The sequence below is a fragment of the Micromonospora sp. NPDC049903 genome, from assembly GCF_044460945.1.
In the GTDB taxonomy this organism is placed as follows: Bacteria; Actinomycetota; Actinomycetes; order Mycobacteriales; family Micromonosporaceae; genus Micromonospora.
Genome location: NZ_JBITKL010000015.1, coordinates 106768 through 122703 on the forward strand (window position 1 = coordinate 106768; position 15936 = coordinate 122703).

The following is a 15936-nucleotide window of genomic DNA, read 5'->3' on the forward strand; positions in this document are numbered from 1 at the left end:
GAAATCGACTTTCTTTTCTTCCTCGAAAGCGCATCCGGCGGGGTGGTCCCGGACGAAGAGACATCGAGGAGCCGCTGGGCTGACAGAGGGGACGGCGCCGGTGAGAGCTACAGTCGGGCATGCCCCCAACCAGGCGACCTGTCCCGTGACCGGGGCCCGGCACGAGCCGGGGACACCCGAGGACGACCTCGCCGACCGGTTCCGCCACGGCGACGAGCTGGCATTACGCGAGGCGTACGACCGCTACGGCCGTGCCGTGTTCCATCTGGCCACCAGCACCCTGGTCAACCGCAGCGACGCGGAGGACGTCACCCAGGCCACCTTCGTCGCCGCCTGGCTCGGCCGGGACACCTTCGATCCCGCCCGGGGCTCGTTGGTCGGCTGGTTGCTCGGGATCGCCCGGCGCAAGGTGGTGGACCGGCTGCGGTCGGTCAGCCGGGACAACCGGGTGACCGAGGCGGTCCGCCAACTGCCCGAGCCGGTCGCGCCCGGCGTGGACCCGGACGTCGTGGTCGACCGGCTGGTGGTCGCCGACGAGCTCGCGCGACTCCCCGCCGACCAGCGACGCATGTTGGAGCTGGCCTTCTTCGACGATCTGACCCACCAGCAGATCGCGGCGGTGACCGGTGTGCCGCTGGGTACCGTCAAGAGTCACATCCGACGGGGCATGGCGAGCCTGAAGCGCAGATGGGAGGTGGACGGTGCCGCACCTGGAGCACGATCGGCTGGTCTTTCTGGCACTCGGTGAGAGCGAGGCGGAGGACGTCGACCGCACCCACCTCGACGGCTGCCCGCACTGTCGTGGCGAGTTGGAGAACCTGCGGCACGTCGCCGGTCTCGGTGCCGCCACCCAGGGGCTGCGCGACCTGCCTGATCCGCCGGAGCACCTCTGGCAGGGCATCACGTCCGAGATCCGGGCCGCGCAGGACCTGCCCGGGCTGACCGCCGACGCTCGGCGACGAGCGCCCGGTCCGCGTACCGGCGACACGCCGGTGTCCACCGGCCGCCCGGCGGTCAGCGGCGGGGGCCCGGCGGCACGGGGCCGGCGTGGCCGGGTGCCGCGCTGGCTGGCGACGGTGACCACGGCGGTGGCCGCCGCCGCCGTCGGCGTGGCCGGCACCGCGGCGGTGCTGGGCGGGGGCTCGACCGACCCGGTGCCGGCCCAGACGGTGGTGGCCAGCGCCCGACTCGACGCGTACGGCAGCACGCCGGCACAGGCCCGGGGGGACGCGCGGGTGCTCGACAGCGGCGAGCTTCATCTGCATGTCGCGAATCTCCCGGCCGTGCCGGGGTACTACGAGGTCTGGCTCATCAACCCGAACACCATGGAGATGTTCTCGATCGGCGTGCTCGGCACCGGCAGCGAGGTGCTGCTGCCGCTCCCGCCCAACGTCGACCTCGGGCAGTACTCTGTTGTCGACGTCTCCGCCGAGCAGTACGACAACGACACCGCCCACTCCGGGGACAGCCTGTTGAGGGGCTCCTTGACGGGCTGATCGGCGGGCCGGTTCAGCTCCCCGGCCCGCCGATCAGCTCCCTCGGCGCAGACGACGAAGCCGCCGCCCGGTGTTCCGGGCGGCGGCTTCGCGATCACGCCTCACTTGCGCTTGCGGATCTCCTCGGCGGCCTGCGGGACGATCTTGAACAGGTCGCCGACCACGCCGAAGTCGGCCAGCTCGAAGATCGGCGCTTCGCCGTCCTTGTTGACCGCGACGATCGTCTTCGAGGTCTGCATGCCGGCCCGGTGCTGGATCGCGCCGGAGATGCCGAGCGCCACATAGAGCTGCGGCGCGACGGTCTTGCCGGTCTGACCGATCTGGAACTGGTGCGGGTAGTACCCGGAGTCGACGGCGGCCCGGGAGGCGCCGACCGCGCCGCCGAGCAGGTCGGCCAACTCCTCGACCAGCGAGAAGTTGTCGGCGTTGCCGACCCCACGACCGCCGGAGACCACCACACCCGCCTCGGTGAGCTCGGGGCGCGAGCCCTTCTGCTCGGCCACCCGCTCCACGACCCTGGCCAGCTTGTCGGTGTCGCCGACGGTGACCGTGAGCTGCTCCACCGCCGGGGTGGCGGCGGCCGGGGCCGGGGTGACCGAGTTCGGCCGGACGGTGACCAGCGGCAGGCCACGGGTCACCTTGGAGGTGACCACGGTCGAGCCGGCGAAGGCCACCTGGGTGGCGGTGCCGTCGGCGGCCAGGGCCACCACGTCGGCCAGGATGCCGTTGTCCAGCTTGACCGCCAGCCGGGCGGCGATCTCCTTGCCCTCCTGCGAGGAGGCGAGCAGGACGGCGGCCGGCTGCACCCGCTTGACCAGGTCGGCGACCACGGTGGCCTTGGGCGCCACCAGGTAGCCGTCGATCTCCTCGCCCTCGGCGGCATAGATCTTCTCCGCGCCGTACTCGCCCAGCTTGCCGGCGAGCGCGTCGGCGGCACCGGCGCCGCCGAGCACCACCGCCGCCGGAGTGCCCAGCTCGCGCGCGAGGGTGAGCATCTCCAGGGTGACCTTCTTGACGCCGAACTCCCGAGTGGCTTCGACGACGACGAGAACCTCAGACATGTCCCACACCCCTCACACGAACTTCTCGGTGGCGAGGAACTCGACCAACTGGGCGCCACCGGAGCCGTCGTCGGTGACCTTGACCCCACCGGAACGCGGCGGGCGCTTGCTGTGCTCCAGCACCGTGCTGGTCGCCCCGGCGAGGCCCACCTCGTCGGCGGCCACACCCAGGTCGGCCAGGCCCAGGGTCTGCACCGGCTTCTTCTTGGCCGCCATGATCCCCTTGAACGACGGGTACCGCGGCTCGTTGATGGTGTCCCAGACGGAGACCACGGCCGGCGTCGAGGCGGTGACCACCTCGTAGCCCTCCTCGGTCTGCCGCTCCACGGTCAACGTGCTCCCGTCGACGGTGAGCTTGCGGGCGCCGGTCAGCGCCGCCACGCCCAGCCGCTCGGCCAGCATGTGCGGCAGCACCTGCACCCGGCCGTCGGTCGACTCGGCACCGCAGAGCACCAGGTCCGCGCCGAGCTGCGCCAGCGCGGCAGCCAGCACCTTCGAGGTGGCCACCGCGCAGGAACCGTGCAGGGCGTCGTCCACCACGTGCACCGCCTTGTCCGGACCCATCGACAGCGCCTTACGGATCGACTCGGTCGCCCGATCCGGACCCATGGTCAGGATCGTCACCTCGCCGCCGTGCGCCTCCTTGATCTTCAACGCCTCTTCGATGGCGTATTCGTCCATCTCGTTGATGACGTTGTTCGCCGAACCGCGGTCGACAGTGTTGTCGTCAGTACGCAGGTTGCGGTCCGCGCCCGAATCGGGCACCTGCTTGACGAGTACGACGATGTTCATCGCGCTTCGACGACCCTCCTGCTGTGGTGGTGTGCTCAATCGCCCCTGGTCTGGGGCGCAGCCTTGCGTGTCTGTTGCCGTCAGGTCAACCGTGGGCTGCTGTGCAGTTGCCCACGACGCGATGTTACCTGTCGGTAGCATAGGCTTCCGTGCGCGACCGGCGTGACGCAGCTCACCGGAGTGGCCGTCGGTCAGGACGAGTCGCCCAGTACGTCCTTGATCCGACCGATCGCCTCGGCCTCGGCCGGGCTGACCCCCTGGTGGGCGCGCGCGGTCCGATCGGCGGCGGCCAGCACCACCTCGCGGTAGACGCCGACGTCCTGCGGCGCCTTCTCGGTGAGGATGCCGACCGCCCGACGCAGCGCCGGCAGCACCACCGACTCGATCTCCAGCGCCGAGTCACGCGGCAGCTTCGGCAGCGGGCCGCTGGTCAACGCCTCCTTCACCACCCCGCTGGCGTCGGAGATCGCCCCGGAGGCGGCGAAGCTCTCCCGGAAGACCGCCAGCAGGCCGGGCTCGGCGTTCGAGACCATGAGGACCGCGCCGAAGGCACCCGTCTTGAGGGTCAGCTTCTCCTCGTCGGTCAGCCGCTGCGTCATGATCACGGAGTGTAGACGTAGGGCGTGGTGTTGGTGACCGCGACGAGGCCGAGCCGCTCCAACAGCGGACGACTCTCCGCACCGGCGTCGACCTGCAACAGCGTCCGGTCCCGCTGACCGGCCGACCGGGCCCGGTAGGTGACCAGCGCCCGGTAGATCCCCTGCCGCCGCCACTGGGGCCGGGTCGAACCGCCCCAGAGCGTGGCGAAGGTGGTCTCCGCCGGATACCGCACCCAGCCCGCGCTGACCACCGTCGAGTCCGCCTCGGCCACCACCACGGTGATCGACTGCGGGTCGGCGTCGATCTCGCGGGCCAGCCCGTCGGCCAGGCCGGACAGGTCCTCGCCCCAGAGCTGCGTCTCCATCTCCGCGATCCGCTCCAGATCCGCACGGCCGGTCACCTCGCGCAGGCGTACGCCCTCCGGCACCACCGGCAGCGCGGAGGCCAGCGGCGCGACCGGCCCGACCATGACGGACTCCTCCGCCTCCGGCGTGAACCCGGCTGCGCGCAGCCGCTGCGGCAGGTCGGCCGGGTCGTCGTGACCGTGCAGCTTCCACTCCACCGGCTCGCTGCGCTCGACGGCGACCGCCACCTGCCGGGCGATCAGTTCGTCCAGCCCGGTGCCGCTCAGACCGCCGAGATCGCGATAGGTCACCAGGCCCCGACCGTCCAGCCCGAGCACCCGGAACAACGGACCGTCCCGCTGGACCAGGACACCGTCCGGCACCGGATCGGGCAGTCCCGGCCGCAGGTGGGTGTCGTACGCCGTGCGCAACGTGATCGCGTCAAGATCCGTCATGTATCCAGTTATGCCCGACCGGAACCGGATAATCACCTGCGTGTGGCAGTTGATCAAGAATTGGTTCGACCCGCAGGAGATGCGGTCGGTGGGGCGTACCCCCGACTACCGCTTCTCGCTGGCCAACGAGCGGACCTTCCTGGCCTGGCTGCGGACCGGGCTGGCACTGATCGCCGGTGGGCTCGCCGCCGCGCAGTTCCTGCCGGAGATGCCGGCGTCCTACCTGCGCGAGGTGATCTCGGTGGCGCTGCTGCTGCTCGGCGGGGTGGTCGCGCTGCGGGCGGTGGACCACTGGGCGCGCAGCGAACGCGCCATCCGGCTCGGCAGGGAGCTGCCCGCGTCCCGGTTCCCGGCCGTGCTCGCCCTGGTCGTCGCGCTCGGCGCGCTGCTGCTCACGGTGGCGGTGCTGGTCGGTGCGGTGGGCCGATGAGCGCGACCCGCGACCCCGGGCTGCAACCCGAGCGGACCCGGCTGGCCTGGCGGCGCACCGCGCTGGCGATGACCGTGGTGGTGCTGCTGGCCGTCCGGCTCGCCCTCAGCGGCGGCCCCGTCGGAGCGCTGCCGGCCGCGCTGGCCGTGCTGGGGTGGGTGGCGGTGGTCACGCTCTGTTGGCGGCGGAGCATCACCGTCCGCGCGGTCGCCGGCGGGGGCCGCACGCTCGCCCTGGTCGGGCTGGGTACGGCCGGATTCGCCCTGCTCGGCGTGCTGCTGGTGCTGCGCGGGGTGTGACCATCTCGTCGGGTAGGACATGATGGGTACATGGCCCGGCTGTACATCCTCCTCTTCGTGGTGCAGGTCGTCCTCGCCGTCTGCGCCCTGATCAGCTGCCTGTCCGCCGAGGAAGACGACATCCGTCACCTACCCCGGATCGCCTGGGTGCTGATGATCCTCTTCGCCCCGCTGATCGGCTCGATCGCCTGGTTCGTCGCCGGGCGCAAGCGCAAGGCCGACGGTGGCGGCATGTGGTCGACGGGCACGCGTCCGGCCGAGCGGGGGCCCCAGCGGCCGCTCGCCCCGGACGACGACCCCGAGTTCCTGCGCTCGATCCAGGAGCGGTCCCGCAAGGAGGACCAGGAACTCTTCCAGCGCTGGGAGGAGGACCTGCGTCGGCGCGAGGACGACCTGCGCCGACGCGAGGGCGACCCGCCGCGCGAGGAACCCCGCCCCGAGGTGTGACCGCCGGGGCGGGGTCCGTGCTCAGGCCAGGTTCGAGGAGCGGGGGTACGCGTCGGCCGGGTCGGTGAGCACGTTGACCAGGTACGGCACTCCCGCGTCGAACGCCCGCGCCAGGGCGGGCCCCAGGTCGGCCGCCTTGGCGACCGTCTCCCCCGCACCGCCGAGCGCGCTCACCACGTGGTCGTACCGCAGCTCGGGCTGGAGGTCGGCGGCGACGTCGTAGCCGTACATGGCCCGCATCGGGTGCTTCTCCAGGCCCCAGATGCCGTTGTTGCCGACCACCATCACCACCGGCAGCTTCTGCCGGACCAGGGACTCGACGTCCATCAGCGAGAACCCGGCCGCGCCGTCACCCATCAGCACGCAGACCTGGCGGTCCGGGTGGGTGATCCGGGCGCCCATCGCGTAGCCCATGCCGGTGCCCAGGCAGCCGTACGGGCCGGGGTCGAGCCAGGTGCCGGGCTGGGCCGGCTCCAGGTAGCGCCCGGCGTACGAGACGAAGTCGCCCCCGTCGCCGATGGTGACCGCGTCGCGGGCCAGGACCTTGCGCAGCTCCCCGTAGACGCGGGCGGGCCGGATCGGGTCCGTCTCGGCGGCCATCTCCTCGGCGTCGCGGGCCTTGGCGGCGTCCTCGGCGGTGCGCAACTGCGCCACCCAGTCGCCGTGGTCGGTCCGCTCGCCGGTGTACTCGGCGAACGCGGTGAGCACCGCCCGCAGGTCACCGGCGGGGGCGGCAGCCGGCTCGACGTGCGAGGCGCGCTGACTCGGCGCGTCCACCACGTGCACCACCGTGGCGTCGCCGAAGTCGCCGAAGGAGAGCCGGAAGTCCAGCGGAGTGCCGATCACGACGACCACGTCGGCGCCGGAGAGGGCGACCCGGCGGGCCTTGGCGAAGGCCAGCGGGTGCTCCGGCGGCAGCGCGCCACGGCCCATGCCGTTGGTGAAGACCGGCACAGTGAGCGCCTCGGCGGCGGCGCGCAGGGCGTCCACCGCGTCACCGGCGTACACGTCGGAGCCGGCGACGATGACCGGGCGGGCCGCACCGGCGATCAGCCGCGCGGCGGCGGCCACCTCGTCGGGGTCGGCCTCGACCGGCTCGACGCCGGTCGCCGTCGGCAGCTCGGCGTCGCCCACCGAGAAGATCGCCTCCAGCGGGAAGTCGAGGAAGACCGGCCCCCGGTGCGGGGTGAGCGCGGTGCGCAGCGCGGCGGCGACGGCCCGGGGGATGTCGTCGGCGGTGAAGACCGTCTCGGCGTGCTTGGTGACCGGGGCGACCAGCGGCAGGTGGTCCATCTCCTGGAGGCTGCCCGAGCCCCAGCGGAACTGCGGGGCCCGGCCACCCAGCACCAGCACCGGCGAGGCGTTGAAGTACGCGCTGGTCAGACCGGACACCCCGTTGGTCACGCCCGGCCCGGCGGTGAGCACGGCCAGGCCGGGGCGACGCTGGAGCTTCGCCACCGCCTCGGCGGCGAAAACGGCGGACTGCTCGTGCCGCACGTCGTAGATCGGGAAGTCGGCCTTGTACGCGGCGTCGTAGAGCGGGAACACGTGCCCGCCGGAGAGGGTGAACATCTCCCGCACCCCGTACGCGCGCAGCGCCGCGAGTGCGAGTTCCCCGCCGTGCCCCTCGATCCGCTCCGTCATTCCCGCTCCTTCTCGTCGGCCGACCGGAGTCACACGCTACTGGCCGGTAGCTGGAATGTGAACCATCTTCATCGACCGGTGAAGTCCGGCTTCCGCTTCGCCACGAACGCCGCCATCCCCTCCCGCCGGTCGTCGGTGGCGAACAGCCCCGCGAAGAGCTGGCTCTCCCAGGCCAGGGCGGAGTTCAGGTCCATGTCCAGGCCGCCGTCCACGGCGAGCTTCGCCGCCCGCAGCGCCTGCACCGGGCCACGCAGGTACGGCTGCACCAGCGCCACCGCCGCGTCGTAGACCTCGCCGGCCGGCGCGACCCGGTCGGCCAGACCGATCCGCAGCGCCTCCTGCGCGTCCACCATCCGGCCGGACATGATCAGATCCTTGGCCCGCGCCGGCCCGATCAGCCGGGCCAGCCGCTGGGTGCCGCCGGCACCGGGGATGATGCCCAGCTTGATCTCGGGCTGGCCGAGCTTGGCGTCCTCGGCCACCACCCGCCAGTCACAGGCCAGCGCCAGCTCGCAGCCGCCACCGAGGGCGTACCCGGTGATCGCGGCCACCACCGGCTTGGGGATCCGGGCGATCGCACCGAGCGCGCTGGACAGGTCGGCCGCCCGGTCGGACATGTCCACGTAGGACATGTCGGCCATCTCCTTGATGTCCGCGCCGGCCGCGAAGACCTTCTCGCCGCCGTACACGATGACCGCGCGGACCTCGGGATCGGTGGTGGCGGCCGACGCGGCGGCCCGCAACTCCTCCTGCACCTGGGTGTTGAGCGCGTTCATCGGTGGCCGATCCAACCGGATGGTGCCGATGCCGTCCCTGGTCTCCAGCCGCACGAACTCACCCACGCTGAGCCTCACTTCCTCGTCGAAGTCGCCCGCCAACCTTACGGCGCACCTGGTCGGGCACGTAGTCTGGCCGCCAGTCCCACCACCCGGAGTTCCCGCGATGGTCACGTACTACGACGACAGGTCCGTTCAGGTCACCTCCCGCACCGTCACCGTCGACGGCGACTCGTACCCGCTGACCGAGATCAGCGAGGTCTGGCACCACCGGGGCAGCCTGTCCTGGCGGGTGCTGGCCGGACGCGGCGCCCTCGGCGCGGCGATGGTCGTCCCGCTGGTCTTCGCCGTCATCGGCATCGTCATCGGCATCTGGCTCGACAAGTCCCCGACCGTCACCGTCGCCGTCATCGGCACCTCCGTGCTGATCGGCCTGGCCGCCGGGCCCATCGCCGACCAGCTCTTCGAGTACTTCGACCGCTCGTACGCCCGGGGCAGCCGCCAACGGGAGGTCTGGATCCGCTGGCGCGGACACCCAATCCGGCTGCTCCAGACCTCGGACGCGCTGCGCTTCGGGCAGATCTACCGTGCCGTGCAACGGGCCATGGAGGCGAACGAACCGGCCCGGCCGCCCCGCCGTCGCTGACCGGGTTGACCTCCGTGTGAGGCGATGCTGACCTCCGCGTGACAGACACGGAACGCCCGGAGGTGGTTAGGCTTAGTGATGGCGCTCTATTACCGGGACGACACGGTGCAGGTGACGTCGGAGTCGATCCGGGCCGCAGGACACGTCATCCCGATGGCCGAAGTGACCTACGTCTGGCACGCCAAGGGCCAGACCACCCTCGCCGTACGGGGGCGGGTGCTCGGCCGGGGCGTCCTGGTCCTGCTGCTCTCCCTGCCCCCACTGGTCGGGCTGGTCTGCGTGATCTCGCTGGCCTGGTCCGCCTCGGACCGGGGCGAGTGGATGCCCGCCCTGATCGTCTTCGCCGCCTGCGTGGTCATCGCGCTGGCGCTGGTGCCGTTCCTGGAGATCCCGCTCGGCTGGCTGGACCGCTCGTACGAACGCGGCAACCGGGTCAACGAGCTGTGGGTGCAGTACCGGGGTCAGGAGGTGATGGTGCTGCGTACCCCCGACGCGCTGCGGTTCGGGCAGATCTACCGGGCGGTGCAGCGCGCCGTCGAGCAGCAGGGCGACCACTGGTGACCGGCCGCGCGGTGCCGCTGGCCGGGACGGCGCACACTTGACGCCATGGCGATCCCTCTTCCCCGGCCGACCTCGGTCGTCGGTCTCACCCGTTCCGCCCTCGACCAGGCCGCGTCGTTCGCGGCGGTCCCGACCCGCGCGTTCGCGGTGCTGGACGGCGTGGAGGAGCTGCTGAACCGGATCAACGGCGTGGTGGACCGGATCGAGGGCGTGGTGGACCGGGTCGAGCAGACCCTGGAGCGCACCGACCAGATGCTCACCGACGCCGACGTGGCCGTCCGCGAGGTGGCGGTGATCAGCGCGGCGGCCACCACCGCCGTGCAGCAGGCCACCGAGCTGACCGGCACGGCGGCTCGGGTGATCGGCGAGGCCGAGCGGGTGTCGGCCGCTGCCGCGACGGTGGTGGCCAACGCCGAGCAGGTGTCGACCGCCGCCGCCACGGTGGTGGCCAACGCCGACCGGGTGGCCCGCGCGGCCGAGGGCGCCGTCGACGCCGCGACGTCGGTGGCCGGGCGGGCCGCCGGCACCGTGGGCGCGGCGGCCGAGGCGGCGGCCACCGCGGCCGAGCTGCTGGCCGCGTACGAGCCGGCGCTGCGCCGGGCCGCTCCGATGGCCAACCACTTCGTCGAGCAGCTCAGCGAGGAGGAGGTCACCGCCGCCGTCCGCCTGGTCGACGAGCTGCCGAGGCTGCGGGAGCACCTCACCTCGGACGTCCTGCCGATCCTCGCCACCCTGGACCGGGTCGGTCCGGACCTGCACGACCTGCTCGACGTCACCCGGGACCTCAAGCTCGCCGTGGCCGGCATTCCCGGCCTGGGCATGCTGCGTCGGCGCGGCGAGAAGCTGAGCGACGACGCCGGGTGACCCCACCCGAGCTGGGCTGCGGTCAGCAGCCGCAATCGGCGCGGCGGGGCGCGGTCAGCTCGTCCACCGGCCGCTGCGTGACCCCGGTCCCGGTGACCACCGGCAGGCCCTCCCGGACCCAGTACTCGTAGCCGCCGCGCATCTCCTTGACCGCGTAGCCGAGCCGGGCGAACTCCAGCGCCGCCCGGGTGGCGCCGTCGCAGCCGGGACCCCAGCAGTACGTCACCACCCGCGCTCCGGGCGGCACCGTCGCCGCCGCCCGGTCGGCGATCCGGGCGGTGGGCAGGTGCAGGGCCTCGGGCAGGTGGCCCTGTTCCCAGGCGTCGTCACTGCGTGAGTCGACCACCACCAGGTCGGGCACCCCGGCGGTCAGGTCGGCGTGCACGTCGGAGACGTCGGTCTCGTACCGGAGCCGGGCGAGGAAGTGGGTGACGGCGGCGTCCGGCGCGGCGGCCGGTACGGCGAAGGCACGGGTCATGGCACCGATCCTCGACCGGTACGGCGTCGACGACGAGTGGCGGTGACGCCGTACTGCGCTAACATCCCGCCATGACTCCGGCGGACCGCACCGTCGCCGTGCTCGCGTACCCGGGGATGTCGGTCTTCGAGACCGGGATCGTCACCGAGGTCTTCGGGCTGCCCCGGCCCGAGCTCGGCGTGCCCTGGTACGACCTGCGGCTCTGCGCCGAGCGGCCCGGCCCGGTGCCGCTGATCGGCGGTGCCGCCCTGCACAGCCCGTACGGCCTGGACGACCTGGCCGCCGCCGGGACGGTGATCGTGCCCGGGGTGCCCGACGTGCACGGCACCCCGTCGCCCGAGCTGGTCGCCGCCCTGCGCCGGGCGCACCGGGGCGGCGCCCGGGTCGTCTCCCTCTGCTCCGGCGCGTTCGCGCTGGCCGGCGCCGGCCTGCTCGACGGGCGTCGGGCCACCACCCACTGGCGGTACGCCGACCTGCTGGCCCGCCGCCACCCGCAGGTGACGGTGGACCCCGACGTGCTGTACCTGGACGACGGGGACGTGGCCACCAGCGCGGGCAGCGCCGCCGGCCTGGACCTCTGCGTACACCTGGTCCGACGGGACCACGGGGTGGCGGTGGCCAACGCGGTGGCCCGACGGCTGGTGATCCCGCCGCACCGCGACGGCGGTCAGGCACAGTTCATCGAATCCCCGGTGACCACCGGCCCGGACGACGACCGGATCGCCGGCAGCCTCGCCTGGGCGTTGACGCACCTGAGCGAACCGCTGACGGTGGCGACGCTGGCCCGGCAGGCGCACATGTCACCGCGCACCTATCTGCGGCACTTCGCCCGGGCCACCGGCACCAGCCCGATCCGGTGGCTGATCGACCAGCGGATCCGGTCCAGCCTGGCGCTGCTGGAGACGTGCGACGCACCGGTCACCGAGATCGCCGCCGCGGTCGGCTTCGACACGTCGGTCACCTATCGCCACCACTTCGCCCGGGCGATGCGGACCTCACCGTCGGCGTACCGCCGGGCGTTCCGCGCCGACGGCGACAGCGCCCCGGCGCGCGCGACCGGCCCCGACGGCGGACGCCGCACCGGCCGCGTCGGTCAGGGTGCCGGGACGTAGAGCTGGTCGATCTCGGCCCGGTGCGGCAGCGACACGCTCGCGCCGAGCCGGCGGACGCAGGCCGCACCGGCCGCCGCCGCCCAGCGGACCGCGTCGACCAGGTCCCGGCCCTCGCCCCAGGCCACCGCGAGCGCGGCGGTGAACGCGTCCCCGGCGGCGGTCGAGTCCACCGTGTCCACCGGCACGGCGGGCACGTGCACGGCGGTGCCGTCCCGGTCGCCGTACCAGGCGCCCTGCCCGCCGAGGGTGAGCACCGCCCGGGGCACCAGGTCGAGCAGTGCCTGCGGCTCGTCCCGGCCCCGCCCGGTGTACGTCTGCGCCTCGTTCTCGTTGACCACCAGCAGGTCCACGGCGGCCAGGAGTTCCGGTGGCAGCGGGACGGCCGGCGCGGCGTTCAGCACCACCCGGGTGCCGGCGTCCTTGGCGGCCACCGCCGCCTCGGTCACCGTATCCACCGGGATCTCCAACTGGGCGACCAGCACGTCCGCGTCGCGTACGGCGGCCAGTTCGGCCTCGGTGAGCGCGGTCATCGCGCCGTTCGCTCCCGGCGTCACCAGGATGGCGTTCTCGCCCTCGGCGTTGACCATGACCAGGGCCACCCCGGAGGCGCCGTAGCTGGTGCGGAGGTGGCTGGCGTCGACCCCGGCGGCGGTGATCCGAGCCCGCAGGGTCACCCCGAACGAGTCGGATCCGATCGCGCCGAGGAAGGTGCAGGCGGCACCGGCGCGGGCCGCGGCGATGGCCTGGTTCGCGCCCTTGCCGCCGGGCACCGTGACGAAGTCGGTGCCGAGCGTGGTCTCCCCCGGCCGGGGCAGGGCCGGCGCGGTGGCGACCAGGTCCATGTTCGCGCTGCCCACCACGACGACCCGGGTCTGGCGCACGGAAGCCTCCTGCGGCTGGCTCGTGTGTGAAAAAGGGGTCCCCTGCTATACCGCAGGCGTTAGCAGGGGACCCCTCCTTTCACGCGGCGCGAGCGGTGTAGCGCTCGCCGTGGCGTTCGACCAGCAGCGGCAGGCCGAAGGTCTTGGTCAGGTTGTCGGCGGTGAGGGTGTCCTCCAGCAGCCCCTGGGCCATCACCGCGCCGTCGCGCAGCAGCAGCGCGTGGGTGAAGCCGGGCGGGATCTCCTCCACGTGGTGCGTGACGAGCACCAACGCCGGAGCGTCCGGGTCCTGGGCCAGCTCGGCGAGACGGCCCACCAGGTCCTCCCGGCCACCGAGGTCGAGCCCGGCCGCCGGTTCGTCCAGCAGCAGCAGCTCAGGGTCGGTCATCAGCGCCCGGGCGATCTGCACCCGCTTGCGCTCGCCATCGGAGAGCGTGCCGTACGTCCGGTCGGTCAGCGCGCCGACACCGAGCTGGTCGAGCAGCGCCCGGGCGCGGGACTCGTCGGCCGGGTCGTAGCTCTCCCGCCAGCGGCCCACCACCGACCAGGCCGCCGTCATCACCACGTCCACGGCCCGCTCGTCGGCGGGCAGACGCTCGGCGAGCGCGGCGGTGGTGAGCCCGATGCGGGTACGCAGCTCGGTCACGTCGGTGCGGCCGATCCGCTCGCCCAGCACGTGCGCCGTGCCGGTGGTCGGGTGCAGCCGCCCGGCGGCGAGGTTGAGCAACGTGGTCTTGCCGGCGCCGTTGGGGCCCAGCACCACCCAGCGTTCGTCCAGCTCGACTCGCCAGTCCACATCGTGCAGCAGGGCGGTGCCGGACCGGCGTACGGCGACGCCGTCGAGGCTGACCACCAGATCCGCGTCCACGGGTGAGGGGGCGGGGGTGGCGCCACCGGCGCCAGGGATCAGGTCACCAGTCACCCGCCCATCCAACCACGCAGCAGCGGGCTGCCCCCATGGGCGTACGCGCCGGCCGTAGGGTGAGGCGCCGTGTCATTCCTCACCCGAAGGGCGGCTCATGGCGAGTGCGGTCATCGAGATCGAGGGTCTACGGAAGACCTTCCGTAGCCTGCGCCGGGGTAGCCGCGTCGCGGTCGACGGCTTCGACCTGCTGGTCGAGGCCGGTCAGGTGCACGGGTTCCTCGGTCCGAACGGGTCGGGCAAGACGACCACGTTGCGGGCGCTGCTCGGGCTGGTCCGCGCCGACCAGGGCCGGATGCGGGTGCTGGGTGCCTCCGCGCCGGAGCAGTTGCCCCAGGTGGCGGGCCGGGTGGGCGCGATCGTGGAGAGTCCGCAGTTCTTCGGCAACTTCACCGCGTACCGCACGCTGCGGTTGCTCGCGCTGGCCGGTGACGTGCCGATCGCCCGGGTCGACGACGTGCTGGCGCAGGTCGGCCTGCTCGACCGGGCGCACGAGCGGGTCAAGGGCTACTCGCTGGGCATGAAGCAGCGTCTGGCGGTGGCCTCGGCGCTGCTCAAGCGACCGGAGCTGCTGATCCTCGACGAGCCGGCGAACGGGCTGGACCCGGCGGGCATCCGGGAGATGCGCGATCTGATGCGGGCGCTGGCCGAGCGCGGGGTGACCGTGCTGGTGTCCAGCCACATCCTGGCCGAGATCCAGGTGATCTGTGACCACGTCACGATCATCTCGCGAGGTCGGCGGGCCGCCAGCGGACCGGTGGCGGAGGTGCTCGCCGGCCACGACCGGCACGAGTGCCTGGTCCGCGCCGACGACCTGGCCCGGGCCGAGGAGTTGCTGGCGGCGGCCGGACTGGCGGTCACCGGGCACGCCGACCACCTGGTGGTGGGCGGGGTGCCGGATCCGGCGGTGGTCAACCGGACGCTGGGCGAGCAGGGCGTCTGGGTACGCGAGCTGACTCCGCTGCGCCCGGATCTGGAGAGCGTCTTCCTGGACCTGACCGGCGCACCGGGGCCTGCGGGGGTACCCCGACAGGTGGACGGCACAGCGGACGACCCCACTGACGGTCGGGAGATCGACCTCGGGATCCGGGAGGTGGGCGCGTGAACCTGATCCGTGCCGAGGCGGAGCGGTTGGCCGCCCGCCGTTTCGTCCAGCTCATGGTGGCGTTGCTGGCGCTGGCCTTCGTGGTCACCGCCGGCACCACCATCGCCGGTTCGCACAGTCCCAGCCCGGCCGAGTTGGCCACGGCCCAGCAGCAGGCCGCCGACGACCAGCGCAACCTGGAGTTGGAGTACGACCGGTGTCTGGCCCGGCAGCGGGGCGAGCACCCCCGGGACAACGACGACTACCTGCCGTCCGACTGCAGCGAGGTCGATCCGGCACGGATGGACCGGTTGCCGGTAGCCGCCGACTACCTCAGCGGCGTGTTCACCTTCACCCGGCAGGCCGAGCCGCTGCTGTTCTTCCTCGTGGCGTTCCTGGTGCTGTTCGGTTTCCTGGTGGGGGCCTCGGCGATCGGCGCCGATCTGAACTCCGGCGGGGTGGTGAACCTGCTGCTGTGGCGACCGCGCCGGCTGACGGTGCTGGGCACCAAGCTCGGCACGCTGCTCGGTGCGGTGCTGGCGCTGTCCCTGCTCGCCTCGGCGGCCTATCTGGTCACCTTCTGGGTGATCGCCCAACTGGCCGGTCATCCCGGCCCGACGAACCCGGCCTTCTGGAGCGGGTTGGGCGCGATCTGGGGTCGGGGCCTGGTGCTGGTGCTGCTGGCCACGGCGATCGGCTTCGCGATTGCCACGATGGGCCGGCACACCTCGGCGGCGCTCGGGGCGGTGGCCGCGTACCTGGTGGTGTGGGAATTGGGCGGCCGGATCGTGCTGGAGATCGTGGAGGTGGCCCGGCCGGACCAGCTCATGCTGACCAGCTACGTCTGGGCGTGGCTCACCGGCAGGGTCGAGCTCTGGGACGACAGCGCCTGCACCAACCTGCTCTCCAGCTACTGCGACGGTCTCTACACCTTGACCTGGCGACCGGCCCTGGCCGTGCTGCTGTCGCTCACCGTCGGGCTCACCGTGGCGGCTTTCGCGCTGTTCCGCCGTCGCGACCTGACCTGAGCACCGGGAACCGGAG

At 72.8% G+C, this 15936-nt stretch carries 20 protein-coding genes; 11 read left to right on the forward strand and 9 right to left on the reverse strand.

Annotation, left to right across the window (positions count from 1 at the left end):
* The first annotated feature begins 145 nt into the window (after positions 1–145).
* Together ACIBO1_RS21835 and ACIBO1_RS21840 are read left to right on the forward strand one after the other, a co-directional pair.
* The gene (locus tag ACIBO1_RS21835; protein ID WP_396749431.1) at positions 146–748 is read left to right on the forward strand and encodes an RNA polymerase sigma factor; all 603 of its coding nucleotides are present in this window, start codon (positions 146–148) and stop codon (positions 746–748) included.
* A complete protein-coding gene (locus ACIBO1_RS21840) occupies positions 702–1496 on the forward strand; it encodes an anti-sigma factor (RefSeq protein WP_396749318.1) in 795 nt (264 codons plus the stop codon). Before ACIBO1_RS21835 ends, ACIBO1_RS21840 begins: the two co-directional genes overlap by 47 nt.
* 101 nt (positions 1497–1597) lie before the next feature.
* On the opposite strand, the gene ACIBO1_RS21845 is transcribed toward ACIBO1_RS21840, so the two are convergent.
* The 4 genes from ACIBO1_RS21845 to ACIBO1_RS21860 form a co-directional block, all read right to left on the reverse strand.
* Positions 1598–2557, reverse strand: coding sequence for an electron transfer flavoprotein subunit alpha/FixB family protein (locus ACIBO1_RS21845; protein WP_396749320.1), 960 nt, complete (start codon positions 2555–2557; stop codon positions 1598–1600).
* A 12-nt stretch (positions 2558–2569) separates the two neighbouring features.
* On the reverse strand, positions 2570–3349 hold the full coding sequence (locus ACIBO1_RS21850) for an electron transfer flavoprotein subunit beta/FixA family protein (RefSeq protein WP_396749322.1): 780 nt from the start codon (positions 3347–3349) through the stop codon (positions 2570–2572).
* Positions 3350–3540: 191 nt separating this feature from the next.
* Positions 3541–3954 carry a hypothetical protein gene (locus tag ACIBO1_RS21855; RefSeq protein WP_350693502.1) on the reverse strand — a complete coding sequence of 138 codons (414 nt, stop codon included), beginning with the start codon at positions 3952–3954 and terminating at the stop codon, positions 3541–3543.
* Entirely contained in the window at positions 3951–4748 is a 798-nt protein-coding gene (locus ACIBO1_RS21860) for a GNAT family N-acetyltransferase (protein ID WP_396749325.1), read from the reverse strand. The genes ACIBO1_RS21855 and ACIBO1_RS21860 overlap by 4 nt, the downstream gene beginning before the upstream one ends.
* A gap of 40 nt (positions 4749–4788) precedes the next feature.
* Here ACIBO1_RS21860 and ACIBO1_RS21865 point away from each other — a divergent pair, with 40 nt between their 5' ends.
* From ACIBO1_RS21865 to ACIBO1_RS21875, 3 genes are read left to right on the forward strand one after another with little or no spacing between them, the layout of a single operon-like run.
* On the forward strand, positions 4789–5178 hold the full coding sequence (locus tag ACIBO1_RS21865) for a DUF202 domain-containing protein (protein WP_350693499.1): 390 nt from the start codon (positions 4789–4791) through the stop codon (positions 5176–5178).
* Complete coding sequence (locus tag ACIBO1_RS21870; protein WP_396749328.1) at positions 5175–5477, forward strand: DUF202 domain-containing protein; 303 nt, start codon at positions 5175–5177, stop codon at positions 5475–5477. The genes ACIBO1_RS21865 and ACIBO1_RS21870 overlap by 4 nt, the downstream gene beginning before the upstream one ends.
* Before the next feature lie 30 nt (positions 5478–5507).
* Complete coding sequence (locus ACIBO1_RS21875; RefSeq protein ID WP_396749331.1) at positions 5508–5924, forward strand: PLD nuclease N-terminal domain-containing protein; 417 nt, start codon at positions 5508–5510, stop codon at positions 5922–5924.
* 21 nt (positions 5925–5945) lie between these two features.
* On the opposite strand, the gene ACIBO1_RS21880 is transcribed toward ACIBO1_RS21875, so the two are convergent.
* A complete protein-coding gene (locus tag ACIBO1_RS21880) occupies positions 5946–7568 on the reverse strand; it encodes an acetolactate synthase (protein WP_396749333.1) in 1623 nt (540 codons plus the stop codon).
* A gap of 68 nt (positions 7569–7636) precedes the next feature.
* On the reverse strand, positions 7637–8410 hold the full coding sequence (locus tag ACIBO1_RS21885) for an enoyl-CoA hydratase-related protein (protein WP_350693492.1): 774 nt from the start codon (positions 8408–8410) through the stop codon (positions 7637–7639).
* Between the two features lie 100 nt (positions 8411–8510).
* On the opposite strand from ACIBO1_RS21885, the gene ACIBO1_RS21890 reads away from it, so the two are divergent.
* The 3 genes from ACIBO1_RS21890 to ACIBO1_RS21900 all read left to right on the forward strand — a co-directional run bounded on the left by ACIBO1_RS21890 (position 8511) and on the right by ACIBO1_RS21900 (position 10415).
* A complete protein-coding gene (locus tag ACIBO1_RS21890) occupies positions 8511–8990 on the forward strand; it encodes a DUF6232 family protein (protein WP_396749336.1) in 480 nt (159 codons plus the stop codon).
* Between the two features lie 78 nt (positions 8991–9068).
* The gene (locus ACIBO1_RS21895; protein ID WP_350693489.1) at positions 9069–9551 is read left to right on the forward strand and encodes a DUF6232 family protein; all 483 of its coding nucleotides are present in this window, start codon (positions 9069–9071) and stop codon (positions 9549–9551) included.
* Positions 9552–9596: 45 nt separating this feature from the next.
* Positions 9597–10415, forward strand: coding sequence for a hypothetical protein (locus tag ACIBO1_RS21900; protein ID WP_396749339.1), 819 nt, complete (start codon positions 9597–9599; stop codon positions 10413–10415).
* 22 nt (positions 10416–10437) lie between these two features.
* Here the strand turns inward: ACIBO1_RS21900 and ACIBO1_RS21905 are convergent, their stop codons facing one another.
* Complete coding sequence (locus ACIBO1_RS21905; RefSeq protein ID WP_396749341.1) at positions 10438–10893, reverse strand: rhodanese-like domain-containing protein; 456 nt, start codon at positions 10891–10893, stop codon at positions 10438–10440.
* A gap of 71 nt (positions 10894–10964) precedes the next feature.
* Between ACIBO1_RS21905 and ACIBO1_RS21910 the strand changes: the two genes are divergently transcribed.
* The gene (locus ACIBO1_RS21910) at positions 10965–12005 is read left to right on the forward strand and encodes a helix-turn-helix domain-containing protein (RefSeq protein ID WP_396749343.1); all 1041 of its coding nucleotides are present in this window, start codon (positions 10965–10967) and stop codon (positions 12003–12005) included.
* Here ACIBO1_RS21910 and ACIBO1_RS21915 read toward each other — a convergent pair.
* Positions 11987–12886, reverse strand: coding sequence for a ribokinase (locus tag ACIBO1_RS21915; RefSeq protein WP_396749346.1), 900 nt, complete (start codon positions 12884–12886; stop codon positions 11987–11989). The two genes, ACIBO1_RS21910 and ACIBO1_RS21915, sit on opposite strands and share 19 nt — an antisense overlap.
* 79 nt (positions 12887–12965) lie before the next feature.
* Positions 12966–13808 carry an ABC transporter ATP-binding protein gene (locus tag ACIBO1_RS21920; protein ID WP_396749349.1) on the reverse strand — a complete coding sequence of 281 codons (843 nt, stop codon included), beginning with the start codon at positions 13806–13808 and terminating at the stop codon, positions 12966–12968.
* Between the two features lie 97 nt (positions 13809–13905).
* Here ACIBO1_RS21920 and ACIBO1_RS21925 point away from each other — a divergent pair, with 97 nt between their 5' ends.
* Both ACIBO1_RS21925 and ACIBO1_RS21930 read left to right on the forward strand, forming a co-directional pair.
* Positions 13906–14913, forward strand: a complete 1008-nt coding sequence (locus tag ACIBO1_RS21925) for an ABC transporter ATP-binding protein (RefSeq protein WP_396749351.1) — start codon at positions 13906–13908, stop codon at positions 14911–14913.
* Positions 14910–15920, forward strand: coding sequence for an ABC transporter permease subunit (locus ACIBO1_RS21930; RefSeq protein ID WP_396749354.1), 1011 nt, complete (start codon positions 14910–14912; stop codon positions 15918–15920). The genes ACIBO1_RS21925 and ACIBO1_RS21930 overlap by 4 nt, the downstream gene beginning before the upstream one ends.
* Positions 15921–15936 lie beyond the last annotated feature (16 nt).